Here is a 15,760-nt window from a genome sequence, read left to right as displayed (position 1 = left end):
CTAGTCTCTACCCGTTACGCTCATTGCGCTTGCCGAGAAGCTTCAGCCGCAGCGCATTGAGCTTGATGAAGCCCTCCGCATCCTTCTGGTCATAGGCGCCGGCATCATCCTCGAATGTCACCACTTTCTCGCTGTAGAGGCTGTCGGGCGACTTGCGGCCGACCACACTCACCGAACCCTTGTAGAGCTTCAGCCGGACGGTACCGTTCACCCGTACCTGGCTGTGGTCAATCGCCGCCTGCAGCATCTCTCGCTCGGGCGAGAACCAGAAGCCGTTGTAGACCAGCTCGGCATAACGCGGCGCCAGTTCATCCTTCATATGCGCCGCACCACGATCAAGCGTCAGTTGCTCGATTCCCCGGTGGGCAGCATGATAGATGGTACCGCCCGGCGTTTCGTACATGCCGCGCGATTTCATACCGATATAGCGGTTTTCCACCAGATCCAGTCGGCCGATGCCGTGCTCACAGCCATATTCGTTCAGCTTTTCCAGCAATGTCGCCGGGCTCATGCCCTCACCGTTGATCGCGACACCGTCGCCGCGCTCGAAATCTATGGTGATATATTCCGGGATATCCGGCGCGTCCTCGGGATTTTTGGTCCGCGAGTAGACATAGTCCGGCACTTCCTCCCACGGATCTTCCAGCACCTTTCCTTCCGAAGAGGTGTGGAGCATGTTGGCATCGGTCGAAAACGGTGCCTCGCCCCGCTTGTCCTTGGGAATCGGAATCTGATGCTTCTCGGCAAACTCGATCAGCCGCGTGCGACTGGTCAGATCCCATTCCCGCCAGGGAGCGATGACCTTGACGTCCGGGCTCAGGCCGTAATAGCCGAGTTCGAAGCGGATCTGGTCATTGCCCTTGCCGGTTGCGCCGTGCGCGACGGCGTCAGCGCCGGTCAGCTTGGCGATTTCGATCTGTCGCTTGGAAATCAGTGGCCGCGCGATCGACGTGCCGAGCAGGTAAAGGCCCTCGTAGAGCGCATTGGCGCGCATCATCGGGAAGACGAAATCCTTGACGAATTCCTCGCGCAGGTCGTCGATGAAAATATGCTCCGGCTTGACGCCCAGCGTTTCGGCTACGCGGCGCGCGGGTCCCAGCTCCTCGCCCTGTCCGAGATCGGCTGTGAAGGTCACCACCTCGCACTGATATTCCTGTTGCAGCCATTTGAGGATGACGCTGGTGTCAAGGCCGCCGGAAAAGGCCAGAACCACACGTTTAACGGAATCGCTCATTGTCTCGTCTTTCCATGAATCAAAGGCCGCGCCTAACAGGCTCCAATTTGCCGTGCAATATGATATACCTGAATAATGAGGAGGGCATCGTGGCAAAGGCAGAATTGAAAACCACCCGGACCGACGCAGAGGTCGAAACCTTTGTGGCCGCTGCCGAGCCCGCGCGTCGGCAGGATGAAGCCAGGCAGTTGATCACGCTGTTCCGGCGCGTGACCGGCGAGGAGCCGAAAATGTGGGGCCCAAGCATCATCGGTTTTGGCAGCTACAACTATAAATATGACAGCGGCCGGGAAGGCATGATGTGCCGCACCGGATTCTCGCCGCGCAAAGCCAAGCTCAGCCTCTATCTGATGGGTGCCTATTGCACGGCCGAAGCGCAAGCCGAGCAGGACCGTCTCCTTGCTCTACTCGGGAAACATGGCATGGGAAAATCCTGCCTTTATATCAACCGGCTGGACCAGATAGATATGACCATATTGGAGCAGTTGATCGCCAACAACTGGGATTTGATGAACACGCGCTATCCGGACTGACGGATCAAATAGCTCTCCTGTTCCCCAATATAGTCCCGCGTCAGTGGCAGGGTCCTCCGGTTGCGACTGAACTGGATCTGGTAATTGCACATACCGCCATATTCGAAAGCCGCCGTGGCGCCGGCAAGATAGAAGCTCCACATCCGGAAAAAGCGCTCGTCATAGAGAGCGGTGATCTTCTCTCGATTATGCAGGGTGCGCCTGTACCATTCGCGCAAGGTGTGGGCATAGTGCAACCGCCAAGTCTCGATATCGGTGGCAATCAGCCGATATTTTTCACTGGCCACCAGGGTTTCGCTCAACGCTGGTATGTAACCGCCCGGAAAAATATACTTGCGCGTGAAGGCGTCGGTGGTGCCGGGACCACCCATGCGGCCGATCGTGTGCAGCAGCATCACCCCGTCGTCGGTCATCAGATTGGCGCAGCACCGGAAAAACGTCTCAAACTGCGGAGTTCCGACATGCTCGAACATGCCGACCGATACGATCCGGTCGAAACGCCCGGCATCGCGCGCGGCCAGATCGCGATAGTCGATCAACTCAAACTTGACCGTTTCTGAAACGCCTGCTTCGCTGGCGCGCTCCCGGGCCTTTCTCAATTGCTCTTCACTCAGCGTGATGCCCAGCACCTCGACGCCGCAATGGCGGTGCAGGTAAAGCGCCATACCGCCCCAGCCGCAGCCGATATCCAGTACGCGCTGCCCTGGTTTCAGGTCCAGCTTGGCGGCGATATGCGCCTTCTTGTCCTGCTGGGCCTGTTCCAGCGTCATATCCGGCCCGCGCCGGGCAAAGTCCCAGTAGGCGCAGCTATATTGCATGTCCTCGTCAAGAAACAGTTCGTACAGTGGGTTGCCGATGTCATAATGGTGCGCCACGTTACTTCTTGCTCGGCCCGGCAGATTGACCCGGTCGAGACTGGCTGCTGCGGCATCGCGAAACTTCCGCAAGCCGCTCGGTTTCCTGAGCGTACCGCCCCTCTCAAACGGCCGGTTGGCGCGAAGCAACTGAACCAGTCCCATGACATCGCCCTGCTCAATGATCAGCCGCCCGTCCATGTACGCTTCGGCGGCCCCCAGCCGCGGATCGAGCAGGATCTGCCGAACCACGGCCTTGTCGGCAAGCCGGATACCGATGTCAGGAAAGCCGTCGGCGGACGCGCCAAACTGCTCGATTGACCCGTCCGCATGGGTTATTCGAAGCGAACCCTTTTCGACTACATTATGCAGAAACTTGCCCAATATCGACATTCACTCGCTCCATATGCGACGCCAACATTGCCGTTGCGTCAGATACCCGCATACCATTCGTAATTGGCCACATCCTGCCAGTAGCCGCCTTTGCCCTCGCCGGTCGCGGCAAGTGTTGCGACCGCCTCGATCTCGCGCACATATTTTGCATGCTTGTAGCCCAGCTGACGCTCGACCCGCAGTCGCAGCGGCGCGCCATTGGCCACCGGCAGTGGCTCCCCATTCAATTGATGAGCCAGTATGGTCTGCGGATGAAAGCCGTCGAGCAGATCGATACTTTCATAATAGGGCCGCCCCGATAGCTTGTCGGCGCAATGGAACACCAGAAACCGGGCACTCGGCTGAAGCCGCGCGATATCGAGCAGGATCTTGAGCGGCACGCCAGTCCACTGGCCGATGGCGCTCCAGCCCTCGACACAGTCGTGCCGGGTGATCTGGGTCCGCTGCGGCATGGATTGCAGGGCCGCGAGGCTGAATTGCTGCGGCCGCACAAACAGCCCGGTCAGTCGAAGCGACCAGTCGGCAAATCCCTGCGCCGCGCTTGCCGCATATTTCACGGTTCCCGGATCCCTCGTACCATTTGCCCGGAAACTGGGCGACAGGTCGGCCGTGCGATATTCGCTGGCCAGCTCCATCCGGTCACCCAATGTCCGCTGAACAACGAAATTGGCGGTTTCGGCCTTTGCCAGCACGCCTTGAAAGGCGGGACTACGGTTGAGCGCGTCGCAGCCGGTGAGCAGGGTGCCCGCTCCTATCGCTGCGCTGCTGATCAGCGCCCGGCGTGTCAGGATCGTCATGATTGCTGCTCCTTGCGCTCACCGCCCGCCAGCATCGCAGCCGTCTGCCGCAATGGTCCGGACAGCATTACCATCAGAATATGGACCAGAAAAAACAGCACGAGCAGAAATGCGGTGATGAAATGGACCGATCGGGCAGACTGGCGCCCGCCGAAAACATCCGTGAGGATCGGCCAGTTGGCATCCATGGCCGGCGACATCGCCAGCCCCGTGGCAATCATCAGCGGCAGCAATACGAATATCACGCCGATGTAGCTCAGCTTCTGGACGACATTATATTCTTCCGAGGCGGACTGGCGGATTGCGGAAAGGCTGCTGTGGTCGCGAAGGGATTGCCAGATATGGGATGCACGCCATTCGGTCCTGCTCATGCGCAAGTCCCGCTGGATATGACGGTTCCACAACGACCGGATCATGAACAATGCCAGTCCGACACTGAAAATCCAGGCAAAGAAAAAATGCCAGCGGCGGCCGTCCGCCAGACTGTAGCTGGACGGAATGGTTGCCCAGCCCGGGAAGGCCCATTTCCGGGTCCGGCCCTGGCTGTCCTGCCAGTTGCCCAGAACCCCGGTCGTCTCGACGCGCATGCTGCCCAGCCGCAGATAGCCAATTCGGTCCGAGGATCCGATCGCCATCCATGCATGGTCATTGTTCGCCCCATATTCGCCCCAGTAGAGCCGGGGATGCGCGTTGAAAATGGTTAGGCCGCTCATCAGCATCACCAGCAGGCACAAGGCATTCAGCCAGTGCCACAGGCGGGTCGTCAGGCGGTGGCGCGGTTGTCGGGAAATAGCGGCTTCCTTCGGCATGATGGCACTCTAGACGCTTGTTCGCGCTTGCCAAGCCCATCGTTACATCATGCGCCGATCTATTTAAACTGCGCAGCACCGCGAGACAGCGACATGCCAACGTCAATACCGGCGGCCAGTTTGATATGGTCGCGGGCAGAGCGTCCCTGTTTTGCATGAAGGGCGGTTCCCCGCGGGTGCGTTTACCTCCCGGACCGTTCAAAGATGAAGGAGATAGCGATCACCGCAGCTTTTTATGACTGTTAAACAGGACCAATATTCGTCACAATATCGCTCTCAGATGGGAAGGATAAAATATCATGGGTACCTACAAACAAGTCATCAAGCTCGATCCCGATCCGCTGGCTCCCTATGCGATTTCTCCGGGTTGGCAGGTGGGCGACATGCTGTTTTTCTCTGGTCAGGCGGCGCTGAACGAACAGGGCGAAGTCGTTGGCGCTGGTGATTTCGACATGCAGTTGCGCCAGATATTTCTGAATATTGACCGGATGCTCCATGCGGCTGGGAGCAGCAGGGACCAGATCATAAAAGTAACCATCTATCTGACAGACATGGGAAATTTCCCGAAAATAGTCGAAGCCCGCAAGACCTATTTCCAATATCCCTATCCGGCGGACACGACGCTTGAGGTCAAGGCCCTCGCCCTGCCGGAGCTGATGGTGGAGATCGACGTAATCGCCGTCGCCTAGCCCAGAGCGGCCTGCTTCTCTTCGGCGAGACGGTCGAGCTCCGCACGGCTCTTCTTTTCGCTGGCGGATTTCAGCTGGCCGCATGCCGCCATGATATCCCGGCCCCTCGGGGTTCGGATCGGGGCACTAATCCCGGCATCAAAGATGATCTTCGAAAAAGCCTTGATCCGTTCGGGGCTGGAACATTCATAGTCCGAACCCGGCCATGGATTGAACGGGATCAGATTGACCTTTGCCGGCAGGTCATAGTTGCGCAGCAGGTTAACGAGCTCCCGAGCATCCTGATCGCTGTCATTCTTGTCCTTGAGCATCACATATTCAAAGGTGATCCGCCGGGCATTGTTGGCACCCGGATAATCGGCGCAGGCCTGCAGCAGTTCCTCGATCGAATATTTGCGGTTGAGCGGGACTATCTCGTCCCGCGTCTCCTTGTTCACCGCGTGCAGCGAGATCGCGAGATTGACGTTGATCTCCGCACCCGCGCGCGCGATCATCGGCACCACACCGCTGGTCGACAGCGTAATCCGCCGGCGCGACAGCGCAAGCCCGTCACCATCCATCACAATCTTCATCGCATCACGCACGTTGTCGAAATTGTACAACGGCTCACCCATTCCCATCAAAACGATGTTGGTCAGCAACCGGCCGTCCGATTTATAGGCCTGGTTATATTCCTTGGTATTCTCGGCTTCTTCCTCGTCGGCAAAATCCATCACGCCTTTAGGCCATTCGCCCAATGCATCGCGCGCCAGCATGACCTGGCCGACGATCTCGCCCGGCGTCAGATTGCGCACCAGTCGCATCGTGCCGGTATGGCAAAAGCGGCAGTTCAGCGTGCAGCCCACCTGCGACGAAATGCACAGGGTGCCGCGGTCCTCGTCCGGGATGAAGACCATCTCATAATCCTGGCTGTCCGCCGAGCGCAGCAGCCATTTTCGGGTACCGTCTTCCGAAAGATGCGCCTCGACGACCTCGGGTCGACCCACGACAAAACGCTCCGCCAGCCAAGGGCGCAGTGTCTTTCCGAGATCGGTCATCTTGTCGAAATCGGTCACACCGCGGTGGTATATCCAGTGAAACAGCTGCTTAGAGCGCAACTTGGCCTGCTTTTCATCCAGTCCGGCGTCGTTCATCAGCCCGCGAATCTCCAGCGGACTGAGGCCGATAATATCAACGCGGCCATCGGGGCGCGGAGTGACCTTGGCGGGCAAGGGAACGGGATCTATGTGTCCGGGAATCTGCATGGGCGGCATATAAGGCCTGTCTTCAGGAAAATCTACCGCAACCGCGAACAGCCGAGAGACGCCGCGTCAATCGCGGTCGCCGCGCCCCGCAACCGGTAAGCGTCAACGATCGGCTTGCCGTCTCGCCCCACGCTTTCCACGGTCATGCTCGTCGCAGACCGGATCGCCGCGTTGATCGCGGCATCCATGCGCTTGTCCTGCGACCAGCCGTCCGATCGGTTGGCGGTCAGCTGGAAACGGCGACCGGCAATACTGACCATGACCCGGCTGTTGGTCGAGCGGTCTCGGCTCAGGCGGACATGAAACTGGCGACGAATCTGGCGGCTGGGCCAGAAACCGATGGTGGCGAAAGATTTCCGCTCCGCCTTGCCGGTGATCTCCTCTGACTCGGCGATCGCATAGCAGCGCGGGATTTCCGGATCGCGAAAGGCCCCCCAGCTGTTAAAGATGCCGAGGGAATCCCTGGCATTCGCCGGTATCGCAATGGCGCAGGACAGAAGCGCGATAAGGGCAGTCTGCCGTTTCAAGCCTTCTCCCCTTCCCCTCCGCCAATATGGAGGATCTTTTCGACACCATCGCTGATCTGCACGATCGAGCCCTGCGGCAGGCCTTCGGCAATCGGCGCGCCAAAGCGCGGATGCGGATCCAGACCGGTGAGCAGCCCGCGCAGCACCCGGCTGGTCATGCCGTGGCTGATCAACACCGCGTCGCGGGTAAATTCCTGTTCCGCAATCCACTGTTCCAGCCGCGTTGCAATGGCCCGATAATCCTCGCCACCGGGAGCGACGGTCACGAACAACCGCTCCGCCTCGTCGATTTCCAGCTGACCGGCGAGGTCCCGGTACCAGGCACCGCCCCATTCCCCCATGTCGATTTCGCGCAGCCGAGCGTCGCTGCGTGCCTGGTGCCAGTCGGCACCGACATGTTCGGCGATCACCGACAATGTCTGCAGTGCCCGGTCGGTGTCCGAGGCGATCAGGTCGAGAGACGGCTGTTCGGTCGTCAGATGCCGCGCCAGTGCCCGCCCCATCTCATCCGCTTGGGCAAATCCGGTCCGGGTCAACGGCGTATGGACATGGTCCCCCTGTATCCGCCCGGCCAGATTGAAGATCGTCTCGCCGTGCCGTGCGATAAACAGGCGTGTTCCCTTGGTATCTATTCCGCTCATGTTAACCCTGTCCTGTCCCGAAATGGCCAAATCCAACCCGTGCACCTGCGGCTTTAGCCACCCTGTCGCTTTTTTCCACAGTTTTTCACGGCATTATCCGACCATGGGCCGCGATCAGGCTTGCCCTGCGGCACTTTATTGTTAATGAAGCCAAGGACTATCCGTGAACGCGTGCGGTCTGTTTTCGCACATCTGTCGTTACGGGCGATTGGAACAAGAAGGACGGTTTATGAAAGCGACCATTGAACGCGCGGCATTGCTAAAGAGCCTGGGGCATGTCCAGTCCGTGGTCGAGCGGCGCAACACCATTCCAATCCTCTCCAACGTGCTGATCGAAGCCAGCGCCGACGGCAGCATCAAGCTCATGGCGACGGATCTCGATTTGCAGGTGGTCGAGACCGTCCAGGCCCAGGTCGAGACCGCCGGCTCCACGACCGTGTCGGCCCACACCCTGTTCGACATTGCCCGGAAATTGCCCGACGGATCGCAGGTGCAGCTGGACGCCGCCGATGGCAAGATGAAGGTCAATGCCGGCCGGGCACGGTTCAACCTGCAAACGCTGCCGCGCGACGATTTTCCGGTCATCGCCGAGGGCGAGCTGCCGACCAGCTTCGAGCTGCCGGCCTCGTCGCTGATTCAGATCATCGACAAGACCCGCTTCGCCATCTCGACCGAGGAAACGCGCTATTATCTCAACGGCATCTTCCTGCACGTGCAGGACGAGGAAACGCCCGTACTCAAGGCCGCCGCAACCGACGGCCACCGTCTCGCCCGCGTGACCCTGCCCCGCCCTGCCGGAGCGGAAGGCATGCCGGACGTGATCGTCCCGCGCAAATGCGTCAATGAACTGCGCAAATTGCTAGACGAGAACAGTGAAGCGTCGGTGCAGGTCGACCTGTCGGCCAGCAAGATCCGCTTCACTCTCGGCACCGCGATCCTGACCAGCAAATTGATCGACGGCACCTTTCCAGATTACACACGCGTCATTCCGACCGGCAATGACAAGCTGCTCAAGATCGACCCGAAAAGCTTCGCCCAGGGCGTCGACCGCGTCTCGACCATCGCCACCGAGAAGACCCGCGCCGTCAAGATGGCGCTTGGCGACGACAAGATCACCCTTTCGGTCACCTCGCCCGAAAATGGCAAGGCCGAGGAAGAAGTGCCCGGTTCCTACAAGGACGAGACATTCGAAATCGGTTTCAATTCGAAATATCTGATGGATATTCTCGGCGAGATCGAGGGTGACACGGTGGAACTCCACCTCGCCGACGCCAGCGCCCCGACGCTGATCCGCGAGAATGACAAGTCAGCAGCGCTCTATGTGCTGATGCCGATGCGGGTTTAGCACCACCGCGAGCCGGTGACTTGGCGCCGATGGCGCCAAGTCGTCATTTCCTGCAACAGCGGCTGGCGGCCTACTCCGCCGCCTCCAGCATTTCCACACGCTGCGGTCCGCGGATCAGCCCGCCTGGGCGCTTGTCGGTCACCACGCCGCCCTTGAACGTCACCTGCCCCGACTTGATCGTATAATCATAGCCGTCGGCCTTCTGAAGCAGCCTTTTGCCGCCCGCCGGCAGGTCGAACGCCAGCCACGGCTTGCCCAGCTTGATCCGGTCCATGTCGATCACGTTGACGTCGGCGAGATAGCCGGGCTTGAGGACGCCCCGATCGTTTAGACCGTAGAGGCGCGACGTATCCAGACACTGCCGCTTGATCGCATGCTCGATGCTGATCGTGCCGCGCGCACGGTTCTTCACCCAATATTCCAGCATGAAGGTCGGGCTCGCCGCATCGCAAATCGTGCCGCAATGCGCGCCGCCGTCAGACAGGCTGTTCACGGTATCGTCGGCCTGCTGCAACTGCTCGAGAAAATCGAGATTGCCGTCCATATAATTGAGCAATGGCAGATAGATAAAGCCTAGGCCTTCGTCCGCCATAAGCAGATCATAGGCATATTCAGCCCCCGACTTGCCAGATGCCGCGGCGCGCGAAGCAATGCTTTCGTCTGCCTGCGGCTCATAGTCGAAATCCTCGTCCATTTCGAACTGGGCGGCCCAACCCTGGGTCACCACCATGAACACGGGAATCATGTCAACCTGCTCCGGCGGGGTGCTGGTTTCTTCCAGCAACTGCGCCTTGAAAGCCGGATCCTTCAGTTTCGCATATTTCTGGTCCCAGCTCAGACCGTCCATTGCCATCCAGCTCGGGTGCCGGATGAACGGATGCACCGTGCCCTGCCATGCCATGACGATACCATTGCCGCGCAACGCGATCTGCGCCACGATATTCGCGCCATTGTCGTTCTCCGCGCGCATATTGGCAATCTGCTCGTCCAGCGACTGGTCCTTGGCGATCGACTGCAGCGCGGCAAAGGTCACCGGCATCCCGGTCTCGCGGGACAGATCACCCATCCAGCCGAATTCGTCCCATTCCCGGTTGAGGTCGCTGGCCATCTCGAACACGCCATAGCCGACCCGCCCCATCGCCCTGCCGATGCCAATCAGCTCCTCCTTGGTGGCCGTGGTGCCAGGCACCAGTTCGCCGTCGATGCTGCGGTGGAGAATGGTGCGCGAGGTGGAGAAACCGAGAGCACCGGCCTTCAGGCCGTCCTCGACAATTTTCGACATCTGGTCGATCTCGTCCTGCGTTGGTATTGCGCCCGGTTTCTCCCGGTCGCCCAGTACATAGGCGCGCACGGCGCCATGCGGCACGTGGGTCGCGACATCGACGGTGCGCGGCATTCTTTCCAGTTCGTCGAGATACTCAGGGAAGGTCTCCCAGTTCCAGCTCATCCCCTCGGCGAGCGCGGTTCCCGGAATATCCTCCACGCCTTCCATCAGGTTGATCAACCACTCGTGCCGGTCGGGCCGGGCGGGCGCAAAGCCGACACCGCAATTGCCCATCACCACCGTGGTGATGCCATGCCAGCTCGACGGCGCCATCTCGTCATCCCAAGTCGCCTGTCCGTCATAATGGGTATGCACGTCGACAAAGCCCGGCGTGACAAATTTTCCGGTCGCATCAATCTCTTCGCGGCCCTGCGCGGAAACCGTCCCGACCAGCGACACGCGGTCGCCATCAATCGCTACATCAGCCGCAAAGGGCTTGCCACCGCTTCCGTCAACCACGGTTCCGCCACGAATTACCAGATCATGCATCGAGTCTCTCCTTTATATTTTCGGACTACTTATCAGATTTAACTGGATGATTAAAGTCTGCTAATGCTAGGAAATGACATGGTCGACTCATTCTCCTGGAACCCCGAGCCTGCAAGCGGCATTGCCATGCGATGGGTCGAAGCCAATGGCCAGACGTTCGAGGTCGCGACCGCCGGCGCAGGATCGAAACTCGCCCTTTGCCTGCACGGCTTCCCCGAACTCCACTATTCCTGGCGCCACCAGATTCCGCTGCTGGTGGAGATGGGCTATCAGGTCTGGGCGCCGAATTTGCGCGGCTATGGCGGCTCCAGCAAACCGGAGGGCGTGGACAGCTATCGACTGAAAACACTGGTGCAAGATGTGGCGGCGCTGATTGATGCCAGCGGCGCGGAGGAAGTCACCCTGATCGCGCACGACTGGGGCGCGATCATCGCCTGGCATTTCGCAATCCTGAAAATCCGACCGCTGACACGGCTGGTGATCATGAACGTCCCCCATCCAAAATGCGCGCAGCGCGAAATGCGGCACTGGTATCAGCTCCGCAAAAGCTGGTATATTTTCTTCTTCCAGCTGCCGCGCATGCCCGAATGGCTGCTGGGCCGGAACGGCGCCGAGCGGGTCAAGCGCGCCTTTTCCCGCATGGCGGTCGACAAGAGTCGCTTTCCCGAAGCCGAACTTCAGGTCTATGCCGACGCCGCCAGTCGACCCGGAGCACTGCGCTCCATGATCAATTATTACCGCGCCTTGCTGCGTATGCCCGATGCACGGCAGACGGGCGACGGCATCGTCCACATCCCGACGCTGATGATCTGGGGCGAGGAAGACAGCGCCATTGATATTCGCTGCACCGACGGCACCCAGCAATGGGTCCCTGATCTCGAACTGCACCGCTTGCCGGGTGTCTCGCACTGGGTGCAGCAGGAAGCGCCGGAACGGGTCAATGCGATTTTACGAGAGTGGCTGCCCGACTAGCTCAGTGCTGCAATCATATCCGCGATATCGGTAAATTTCTCCCGCGGGGAGCCGTCGCGGGCGCGGGCTATTTCCGCCTCCTCGATTTTCTTCCAGTCACGGAAGGTAACCGTTTCCACACCGCGATCTTCCAGCAGGCGGTCCAGCCCGGCCCGCCCCTCCTTGCGCCCGCCCGAGCCAATATCCTCGGCCACCGCCTCGATAATGGCAAAGCCGTCGGGCTTGTTTGTGCCGATCGTGCCAGACGGGCCGCGCCGCGCCCAGCCAACGCAATAGAGACCCGGCAATATCCGGCCTTCGCTGTTGGCAAAACGTCCGCGGCCATGTTCATAGGGCACCCCTTCAATCGGTGGCGTGCGATAGCCGATGCAGCTGATCACCATCTGGCAGTCCAGCGCATAACGCTCTCCGGTGCCGATCGATCGCAGATCCTTGTCTAGCGCCGTTCTTTCGACGATCAGCTTCTCCACTCTCCCGTCGCCTTCCATGGCCACCGGCATCGCGAAGAAGTCGAAAATAATCTCGATCGGCTTGTGATGCGCGTCGGCCGCAGCGATCTGGAAATGGCGCAAATGGGTTACCGACTTGCGTATTCCGGGTTCGAGCATGGCATCGTCGCCCTCGTCCGGAAAATCGCCTGCCTCGATGACCGGCCTCGCGCGGGCAAGATGGCCCAATTCCCCAAGCTCTTTCGGCGTCATCGCAATCTGGTGGGGGCCGCGCCGTCCGAGAAAGACAATCTTCTCGACCTTGCTGGCCTTCAGTCCATCCAGTGCGTGCCCCACAATATCACTGCCGGTAAATTCTTCTTCCGTCTTTGCCAAGATCCGGGCGACATCGAGCGCCACATTGCCGTTGCCGATAATCGCGACAGATCGCGCATCAAGCGGCGGATCAAGATCACGGAAATCGGGGTGGCCATTATACCAGCCGACAAAGGCAGCGCTGCCGATCACGCCCGGCAAGTCGCTGCCCGGTATGTCGAGCGGCCGGTCATGCGGAGCACCCGTGGCCAGTACCACCGCGTCATAGAGCGACTGCAACTCGGCCACGCTGATATCTTCGCCCACCGTCACATTGCCGACAAACCGGACATTGTCGCCAAGATTGGTCTTTTCGTAGCGCCGGGAGACCGCCTTGATCGACTGGTGATCAGGGGCCACGCCGGTGCGGATCAGGCCAAAGGGAACCGGCAGCCGATCGATGATATCGACCGCGACCTCCTCACCGAACTTCTTCTGTGCCGCTTCCGCCGAATAATAGCCCGCCGGGCCCGACCCTATGATCGCAATATGCCGCATGCTGCAGTCTCCCAGAACATTAGGGTCATGCTAACGCCATATTCTCAAAAGAAAAGCAAAAGGGCGCTGTCATTTTGGTGAGCTGATGGGGACAGAATCCGACGACTAGCCGTCCACATTGGCGACATTATATCGCAACGCTTCTTCGTTGGTCAGACAGCGCCGGGTGGCGCCGTCGCCGTCATCGGTCTTGACGGCATTGGTCCGGTACATGACTTCGGACAGCAATTTGCGCGACACACCCATGCGGATCAGGAAGTCATTGTCCTCGGTTGCCAGCAGCGCGCTCTGCTGTTCCACTTCGCCGATCAGCCCGACGGTGGAGTCTGTTCCCATTTCTATGCTGTAGTTTATGGCATTGCGGTCGTTGGTCATGGTGAACATGTGGACCATGAAATGCGCGCCTGGCTCGACGATCCTGGCCCGCCCGCCCATGAACACGAAATTGCAGGCGCTGAAACAGGTCCAGCCTGCCGGAATGCGGGTGATGATCAGCATGTCGGCCTCGCGGATCACGCGGCCGGCCTCATTGCCGGCCCTCGCAACCCCGCCGGGGGACCGCAGCCAGATTTCGGTAATATCCGGGTTGTCGGCCAGCGTCTTGCGGAGCCGGTCTGGCAGAGCTTCATCGACCGCGCCTTCGGCCAGCAGCACCTTGGTGCCATTGATCACCTTCGGCGTCAGTTGCATCGTCGCATTGCTCGACCAGTTTGGCGCGCTCGGACAAGTCGGGTTCTCGGGGTCCATGCCGGGGGCAACTTCAGTGGCCCCCAGTGTGAACGCGGATGCGATGACCAAGGCGACTCTGATCCTGCTATTCATGTCCTATACCACCACTGCATAGCGCGGTTCTCCACGCGCTTTGCACATCTGTTTGGACACCCGGGATTCTTCGCCATCAACAATGATAATATCGGTGATTGTCATGCAACTCGTGCCATCCGCCGTTTGCGTTTTTGCCGTCGCGGTCGACTTGCCCGACACCCCCTTTCGGGTCTGGCTGGTCCACTCCGAGCTTGTGCCCACTTGCTCCGACCGGGTCACGCTACGCGTGGCTTCCGCTGCCTGCAATTGTTCGTCGGGGTCCAGCTGGCAGGCGATCGAATTGGTCAGCGTATCCGCCACTTCGGCGCGCGGAATATAGGATCCGACCACGCCCATGCCTCTCGTCGCTCGGCGCGTAAAGTCACCGATCACGTTGCCCAGAATGGATTTGCCGATCGATTTCCGGGGGTCGGTGTCGCAATCCTGCCCCCGGTCATTGGCACCGGCTGCGCTGCTGGCAGGCGGCTTCTTGAAGAGTCCGCCGAACTGTGCCGTCGCGGGCGCCGGAATAGCGAGCGCAATGACAAGGCTGGCGAAAACCAGCGAAGAAGCGAAACGGCGTTCTTTGATACGCATGATGGAATCCCATTGGTTATCGGATTTGTCATATCCTATCACAGGCAGGGTCACAAGGAGTGGCTTGCGTCACACCTGCGGCGAAAACGGGATAGAAAAACTTCTGTTTGCTGCTATCCTGCTGGAATTGGCAGGAAAGGCGCAATGATGGTCTGGAGATATGGGGGATTCTGTTCGCTGGCGCTGTTGCTGGGCGCTACTTCGATCCCCGCGGCGCACGCGGAACGGGGTGATGGCGCGCCAACCCTTCTCGTCGGCAACAAGGGCGAGGACAGCCTGAGCTTTATCGACCTTGCCAGCGGCAGGGAAATCTCGAGAGAGAAGACCGGCCACCAGCCGCATGAAATAGCCATAGCCCCGGATGGCAGACTGGCCGCCGTCGTCGCCTATGGCGGAGAAACAATCGACATATTTGACATCGCAGCACGCGAACGGATCGAAACCGTGTCATTGGCCCCGTCAACGCGTCCCCATGGGATAATGTGGCTCGACGATGGCCGGATCATCGCGGCCACGGAAGGCACCGACAATATCACTCTGGTCTCGCCGCCCACCGGAGAAACGCAGCAGCGAGAGATTGCTACGATCGCGACCGGCCAAAAGGGCAGCCACATGCTGGTTGTCACACCCGACAAATCACGCGCCTTTGTGTCCAATATGCAGTCCGGAACCGTCAGCGTGCTGGATCTGGTCGCCATGACCAAGATCGCCGACCTGCCTGGCGGTACCGAACCGGAGGGTCTCGCCATAACACCCGACGGCAAAACCGTCTGGGTCGCCGATCGACGCGGTGACCAGTTGCACATATTCGATGCGATCAGCCTCGGGAAACTGGACACGATAGCCACCGGTCCGTTTCCGATCCGGGTGGCAATCAGCCCCGATGGTGAGACCGCGATCACCTCCAATCTGGGAAATGGCACCCTCGGCCTGTTTGATGTCGCGACGCGCCAACAGAAAGCCACCATCGAGATTAGCGGCACCGCCGATTCCCGGCAGGTGACGATCCTCTTCTCCTCCGACGGCAGCAAGATGTATGTGGCCGAAACCGGGCCGGATACGGTAGCCGAAGTCGATCTCTCCAGTAGGGTGGTCGTGCGGCGACTGGGCGCGGGTGCCGACGGAGACGGACTGGGCGTTGCCTTTGACGGCGATAGCGACGAGGACTAGACTATATACCTGCCCCGGGTCGCACCTAGGGAGACGA

General features: G+C 59.9%; 16 protein-coding genes. 5 read left to right on the top strand and 11 right to left on the bottom strand.

Features of this window, described 5'->3' with window-relative positions:
* Positions 1 to 7: 7 nt before the first annotated feature.
* Positions 8 to 1,234 (bottom strand): argininosuccinate synthase, encoded by a 1,227-nt coding sequence (locus V7650_RS08900; RefSeq protein ID WP_335655877.1) that lies wholly within the window; start codon positions 1,232 to 1,234, stop codon positions 8 to 10.
* An 89-nt stretch (positions 1,235 to 1,323) separates the two neighbouring features.
* Between V7650_RS08900 and V7650_RS08895 the strand changes: the two genes are divergently transcribed.
* Positions 1,324 to 1,767, top strand: coding sequence for a DUF1801 domain-containing protein (locus V7650_RS08895; RefSeq protein WP_335655876.1), 444 nt, complete (start codon positions 1,324 to 1,326; stop codon positions 1,765 to 1,767).
* Here the strand turns inward: V7650_RS08895 and V7650_RS08890 are convergent.
* Genes V7650_RS08890 through V7650_RS08880 form a run of 3 tightly spaced genes read right to left on the bottom strand, consistent with a single transcriptional unit; the run spans position 1,755 to position 4,620 of the window.
* Positions 1,755 to 3,014, bottom strand: coding sequence for a cyclopropane-fatty-acyl-phospholipid synthase family protein (locus tag V7650_RS08890; RefSeq protein WP_335655875.1), 1,260 nt, complete (start codon positions 3,012 to 3,014; stop codon positions 1,755 to 1,757). The two genes, V7650_RS08895 and V7650_RS08890, sit on opposite strands and share 13 nt — an antisense overlap.
* A gap of 38 nt (positions 3,015 to 3,052) precedes the next feature.
* Positions 3,053 to 3,811 (bottom strand): molybdopterin-dependent oxidoreductase, encoded by a 759-nt coding sequence (locus V7650_RS08885; RefSeq protein WP_335655874.1) that lies wholly within the window; start codon positions 3,809 to 3,811, stop codon positions 3,053 to 3,055.
* Positions 3,808 to 4,620 (bottom strand): cytochrome b/b6 domain-containing protein, encoded by an 813-nt coding sequence (locus V7650_RS08880; RefSeq protein WP_335655873.1) that lies wholly within the window; start codon positions 4,618 to 4,620, stop codon positions 3,808 to 3,810. Before V7650_RS08880 ends, V7650_RS08885 begins: the two co-directional genes overlap by 4 nt.
* A 299-nt stretch (positions 4,621 to 4,919) precedes the next feature.
* On the opposite strand from V7650_RS08880, the gene V7650_RS08875 reads away from it, so the two are divergent.
* Positions 4,920 to 5,309 (top strand): RidA family protein, encoded by a 390-nt coding sequence (locus tag V7650_RS08875; protein WP_335655872.1) that lies wholly within the window; start codon positions 4,920 to 4,922, stop codon positions 5,307 to 5,309.
* On the opposite strand, the gene rlmN is transcribed toward V7650_RS08875, so the two are convergent.
* Genes rlmN through V7650_RS08860 form a run of 3 tightly spaced genes read right to left on the bottom strand, consistent with a single transcriptional unit; the run spans position 5,306 to position 7,721 of the window.
* Positions 5,306 to 6,562, bottom strand: coding sequence for a 23S rRNA (adenine(2503)-C(2))-methyltransferase RlmN (gene rlmN, locus V7650_RS08870; protein WP_335655871.1), 1,257 nt, complete (start codon positions 6,560 to 6,562; stop codon positions 5,306 to 5,308). The two genes, V7650_RS08875 and rlmN, sit on opposite strands and share 4 nt — an antisense overlap.
* Before the next feature lie 23 nt (positions 6,563 to 6,585).
* Positions 6,586 to 7,080 (bottom strand): hypothetical protein, encoded by a 495-nt coding sequence (locus V7650_RS08865; protein ID WP_335655870.1) that lies wholly within the window; start codon positions 7,078 to 7,080, stop codon positions 6,586 to 6,588.
* Entirely contained in the window at positions 7,077 to 7,721 is a 645-nt protein-coding gene (locus tag V7650_RS08860; protein ID WP_335655869.1) for a histidine phosphatase family protein, read from the bottom strand. The genes V7650_RS08865 and V7650_RS08860 overlap by 4 nt, the downstream gene beginning before the upstream one ends.
* 229 nt (positions 7,722 to 7,950) lie before the next feature.
* Here V7650_RS08860 and dnaN point away from each other — a divergent pair, with 229 nt between their 5' ends.
* On the top strand, positions 7,951 to 9,066 hold the full coding sequence (dnaN, locus tag V7650_RS08855) for a DNA polymerase III subunit beta (protein WP_335655868.1): 1,116 nt from the start codon (positions 7,951 to 7,953) through the stop codon (positions 9,064 to 9,066).
* 70 nt (positions 9,067 to 9,136) lie between these two features.
* On the opposite strand, the gene V7650_RS08850 is transcribed toward dnaN, so the two are convergent.
* The gene (locus V7650_RS08850) at positions 9,137 to 10,879 is read right to left on the bottom strand and encodes an N-acyl-D-amino-acid deacylase family protein (RefSeq protein WP_335655867.1); all 1,743 of its coding nucleotides are present in this window, start codon (positions 10,877 to 10,879) and stop codon (positions 9,137 to 9,139) included.
* Positions 10,880 to 10,957: 78 nt separating this feature from the next.
* Between V7650_RS08850 and V7650_RS08845 the strand changes: the two genes are divergently transcribed.
* A complete protein-coding gene (locus tag V7650_RS08845; RefSeq protein ID WP_335655866.1) occupies positions 10,958 to 11,851 on the top strand; it encodes an alpha/beta fold hydrolase in 894 nt (297 codons plus the stop codon).
* Here the strand turns inward: V7650_RS08845 and V7650_RS08840 are convergent.
* From V7650_RS08840 to V7650_RS08830, 3 genes are all read right to left on the bottom strand, one after another.
* The gene (locus tag V7650_RS08840; RefSeq protein WP_335655865.1) at positions 11,848 to 13,152 is read right to left on the bottom strand and encodes an FAD-dependent oxidoreductase; all 1,305 of its coding nucleotides are present in this window, start codon (positions 13,150 to 13,152) and stop codon (positions 11,848 to 11,850) included. The genes V7650_RS08845 and V7650_RS08840 overlap by 4 nt on opposite strands.
* 105 nt (positions 13,153 to 13,257) lie before the next feature.
* Positions 13,258 to 13,974: a hypothetical protein gene (locus tag V7650_RS08835; RefSeq protein WP_335655864.1), complete on the bottom strand. Its 717-nt coding sequence runs from the start codon at positions 13,972 to 13,974 to the stop codon at positions 13,258 to 13,260.
* 3 nt (positions 13,975 to 13,977) lie between these two features.
* Positions 13,978 to 14,553 (bottom strand): hypothetical protein, encoded by a 576-nt coding sequence (locus V7650_RS08830; RefSeq protein WP_335655863.1) that lies wholly within the window; start codon positions 14,551 to 14,553, stop codon positions 13,978 to 13,980.
* Between the two features lie 144 nt (positions 14,554 to 14,697).
* Between V7650_RS08830 and V7650_RS08825 the strand changes: the two genes are divergently transcribed.
* Complete coding sequence (locus V7650_RS08825) at positions 14,698 to 15,723, top strand: YncE family protein (RefSeq protein ID WP_335655862.1); 1,026 nt, start codon at positions 14,698 to 14,700, stop codon at positions 15,721 to 15,723.
* Positions 15,724 to 15,760: the final 37 nt, after the last annotated feature.

It is taken from the genome of Parasphingorhabdus sp. (assembly GCF_036964565.1).
GTDB lineage: Bacteria > Pseudomonadota > Alphaproteobacteria > Sphingomonadales > Sphingomonadaceae > Parasphingorhabdus.
The sequence above is the reverse complement of the archived record's forward strand: the minus strand, read 5'-3'. Positions and strand labels throughout refer to the sequence as shown.

What these genes read in the sequence shown, in the direction of transcription:
- V7650_RS08900 (WP_335655877.1), bottom strand. Translation starts at nt 1,234, where the DNA reads ATGAGCGATTCCGTTAAACGTGTGGTTCTGGCCTTTTCCGGCGGCCTT.
- V7650_RS08890 (WP_335655875.1), bottom strand. Translation starts at nt 3,014, where the DNA reads ATGTCGATATTGGGCAAGTTTCTGCATAATGTAGTCGAAAAGGGTTCG.
- V7650_RS08885 (WP_335655874.1), bottom strand. Translation starts at nt 3,811, where the DNA reads ATGACGATCCTGACACGCCGGGCGCTGATCAGCAGCGCAGCGATAGGA.
- V7650_RS08880 (WP_335655873.1), bottom strand. Translation starts at nt 4,620, where the DNA reads ATGCCGAAGGAAGCCGCTATTTCCCGACAACCGCGCCACCGCCTGACG.
- V7650_RS08875 (WP_335655872.1), top strand. Translation starts at nt 4,920, where the DNA reads ATGGGTACCTACAAACAAGTCATCAAGCTCGATCCCGATCCGCTGGCT.
- rlmN (WP_335655871.1), bottom strand. Translation starts at nt 6,562, where the DNA reads ATGCCGCCCATGCAGATTCCCGGACACATAGATCCCGTTCCCTTGCCC.
- V7650_RS08860 (WP_335655869.1), bottom strand. Translation starts at nt 7,721, where the DNA reads ATGAGCGGAATAGATACCAAGGGAACACGCCTGTTTATCGCACGGCAC.
- dnaN (WP_335655868.1), top strand. Translation starts at nt 7,951, where the DNA reads ATGAAAGCGACCATTGAACGCGCGGCATTGCTAAAGAGCCTGGGGCAT.
- V7650_RS08850 (WP_335655867.1), bottom strand. Translation starts at nt 10,879, where the DNA reads ATGCATGATCTGGTAATTCGTGGCGGAACCGTGGTTGACGGAAGCGGT.
- V7650_RS08845 (WP_335655866.1), top strand. Translation starts at nt 10,958, where the DNA reads ATGGTCGACTCATTCTCCTGGAACCCCGAGCCTGCAAGCGGCATTGCC.
- V7650_RS08840 (WP_335655865.1), bottom strand. Translation starts at nt 13,152, where the DNA reads ATGCGGCATATTGCGATCATAGGGTCGGGCCCGGCGGGCTATTATTCG.
- V7650_RS08835 (WP_335655864.1), bottom strand. Translation starts at nt 13,974, where the DNA reads ATGAATAGCAGGATCAGAGTCGCCTTGGTCATCGCATCCGCGTTCACA.
- V7650_RS08830 (WP_335655863.1), bottom strand. Translation starts at nt 14,553, where the DNA reads ATGCGTATCAAAGAACGCCGTTTCGCTTCTTCGCTGGTTTTCGCCAGC.
- V7650_RS08825 (WP_335655862.1), top strand. Translation starts at nt 14,698, where the DNA reads ATGATGGTCTGGAGATATGGGGGATTCTGTTCGCTGGCGCTGTTGCTG.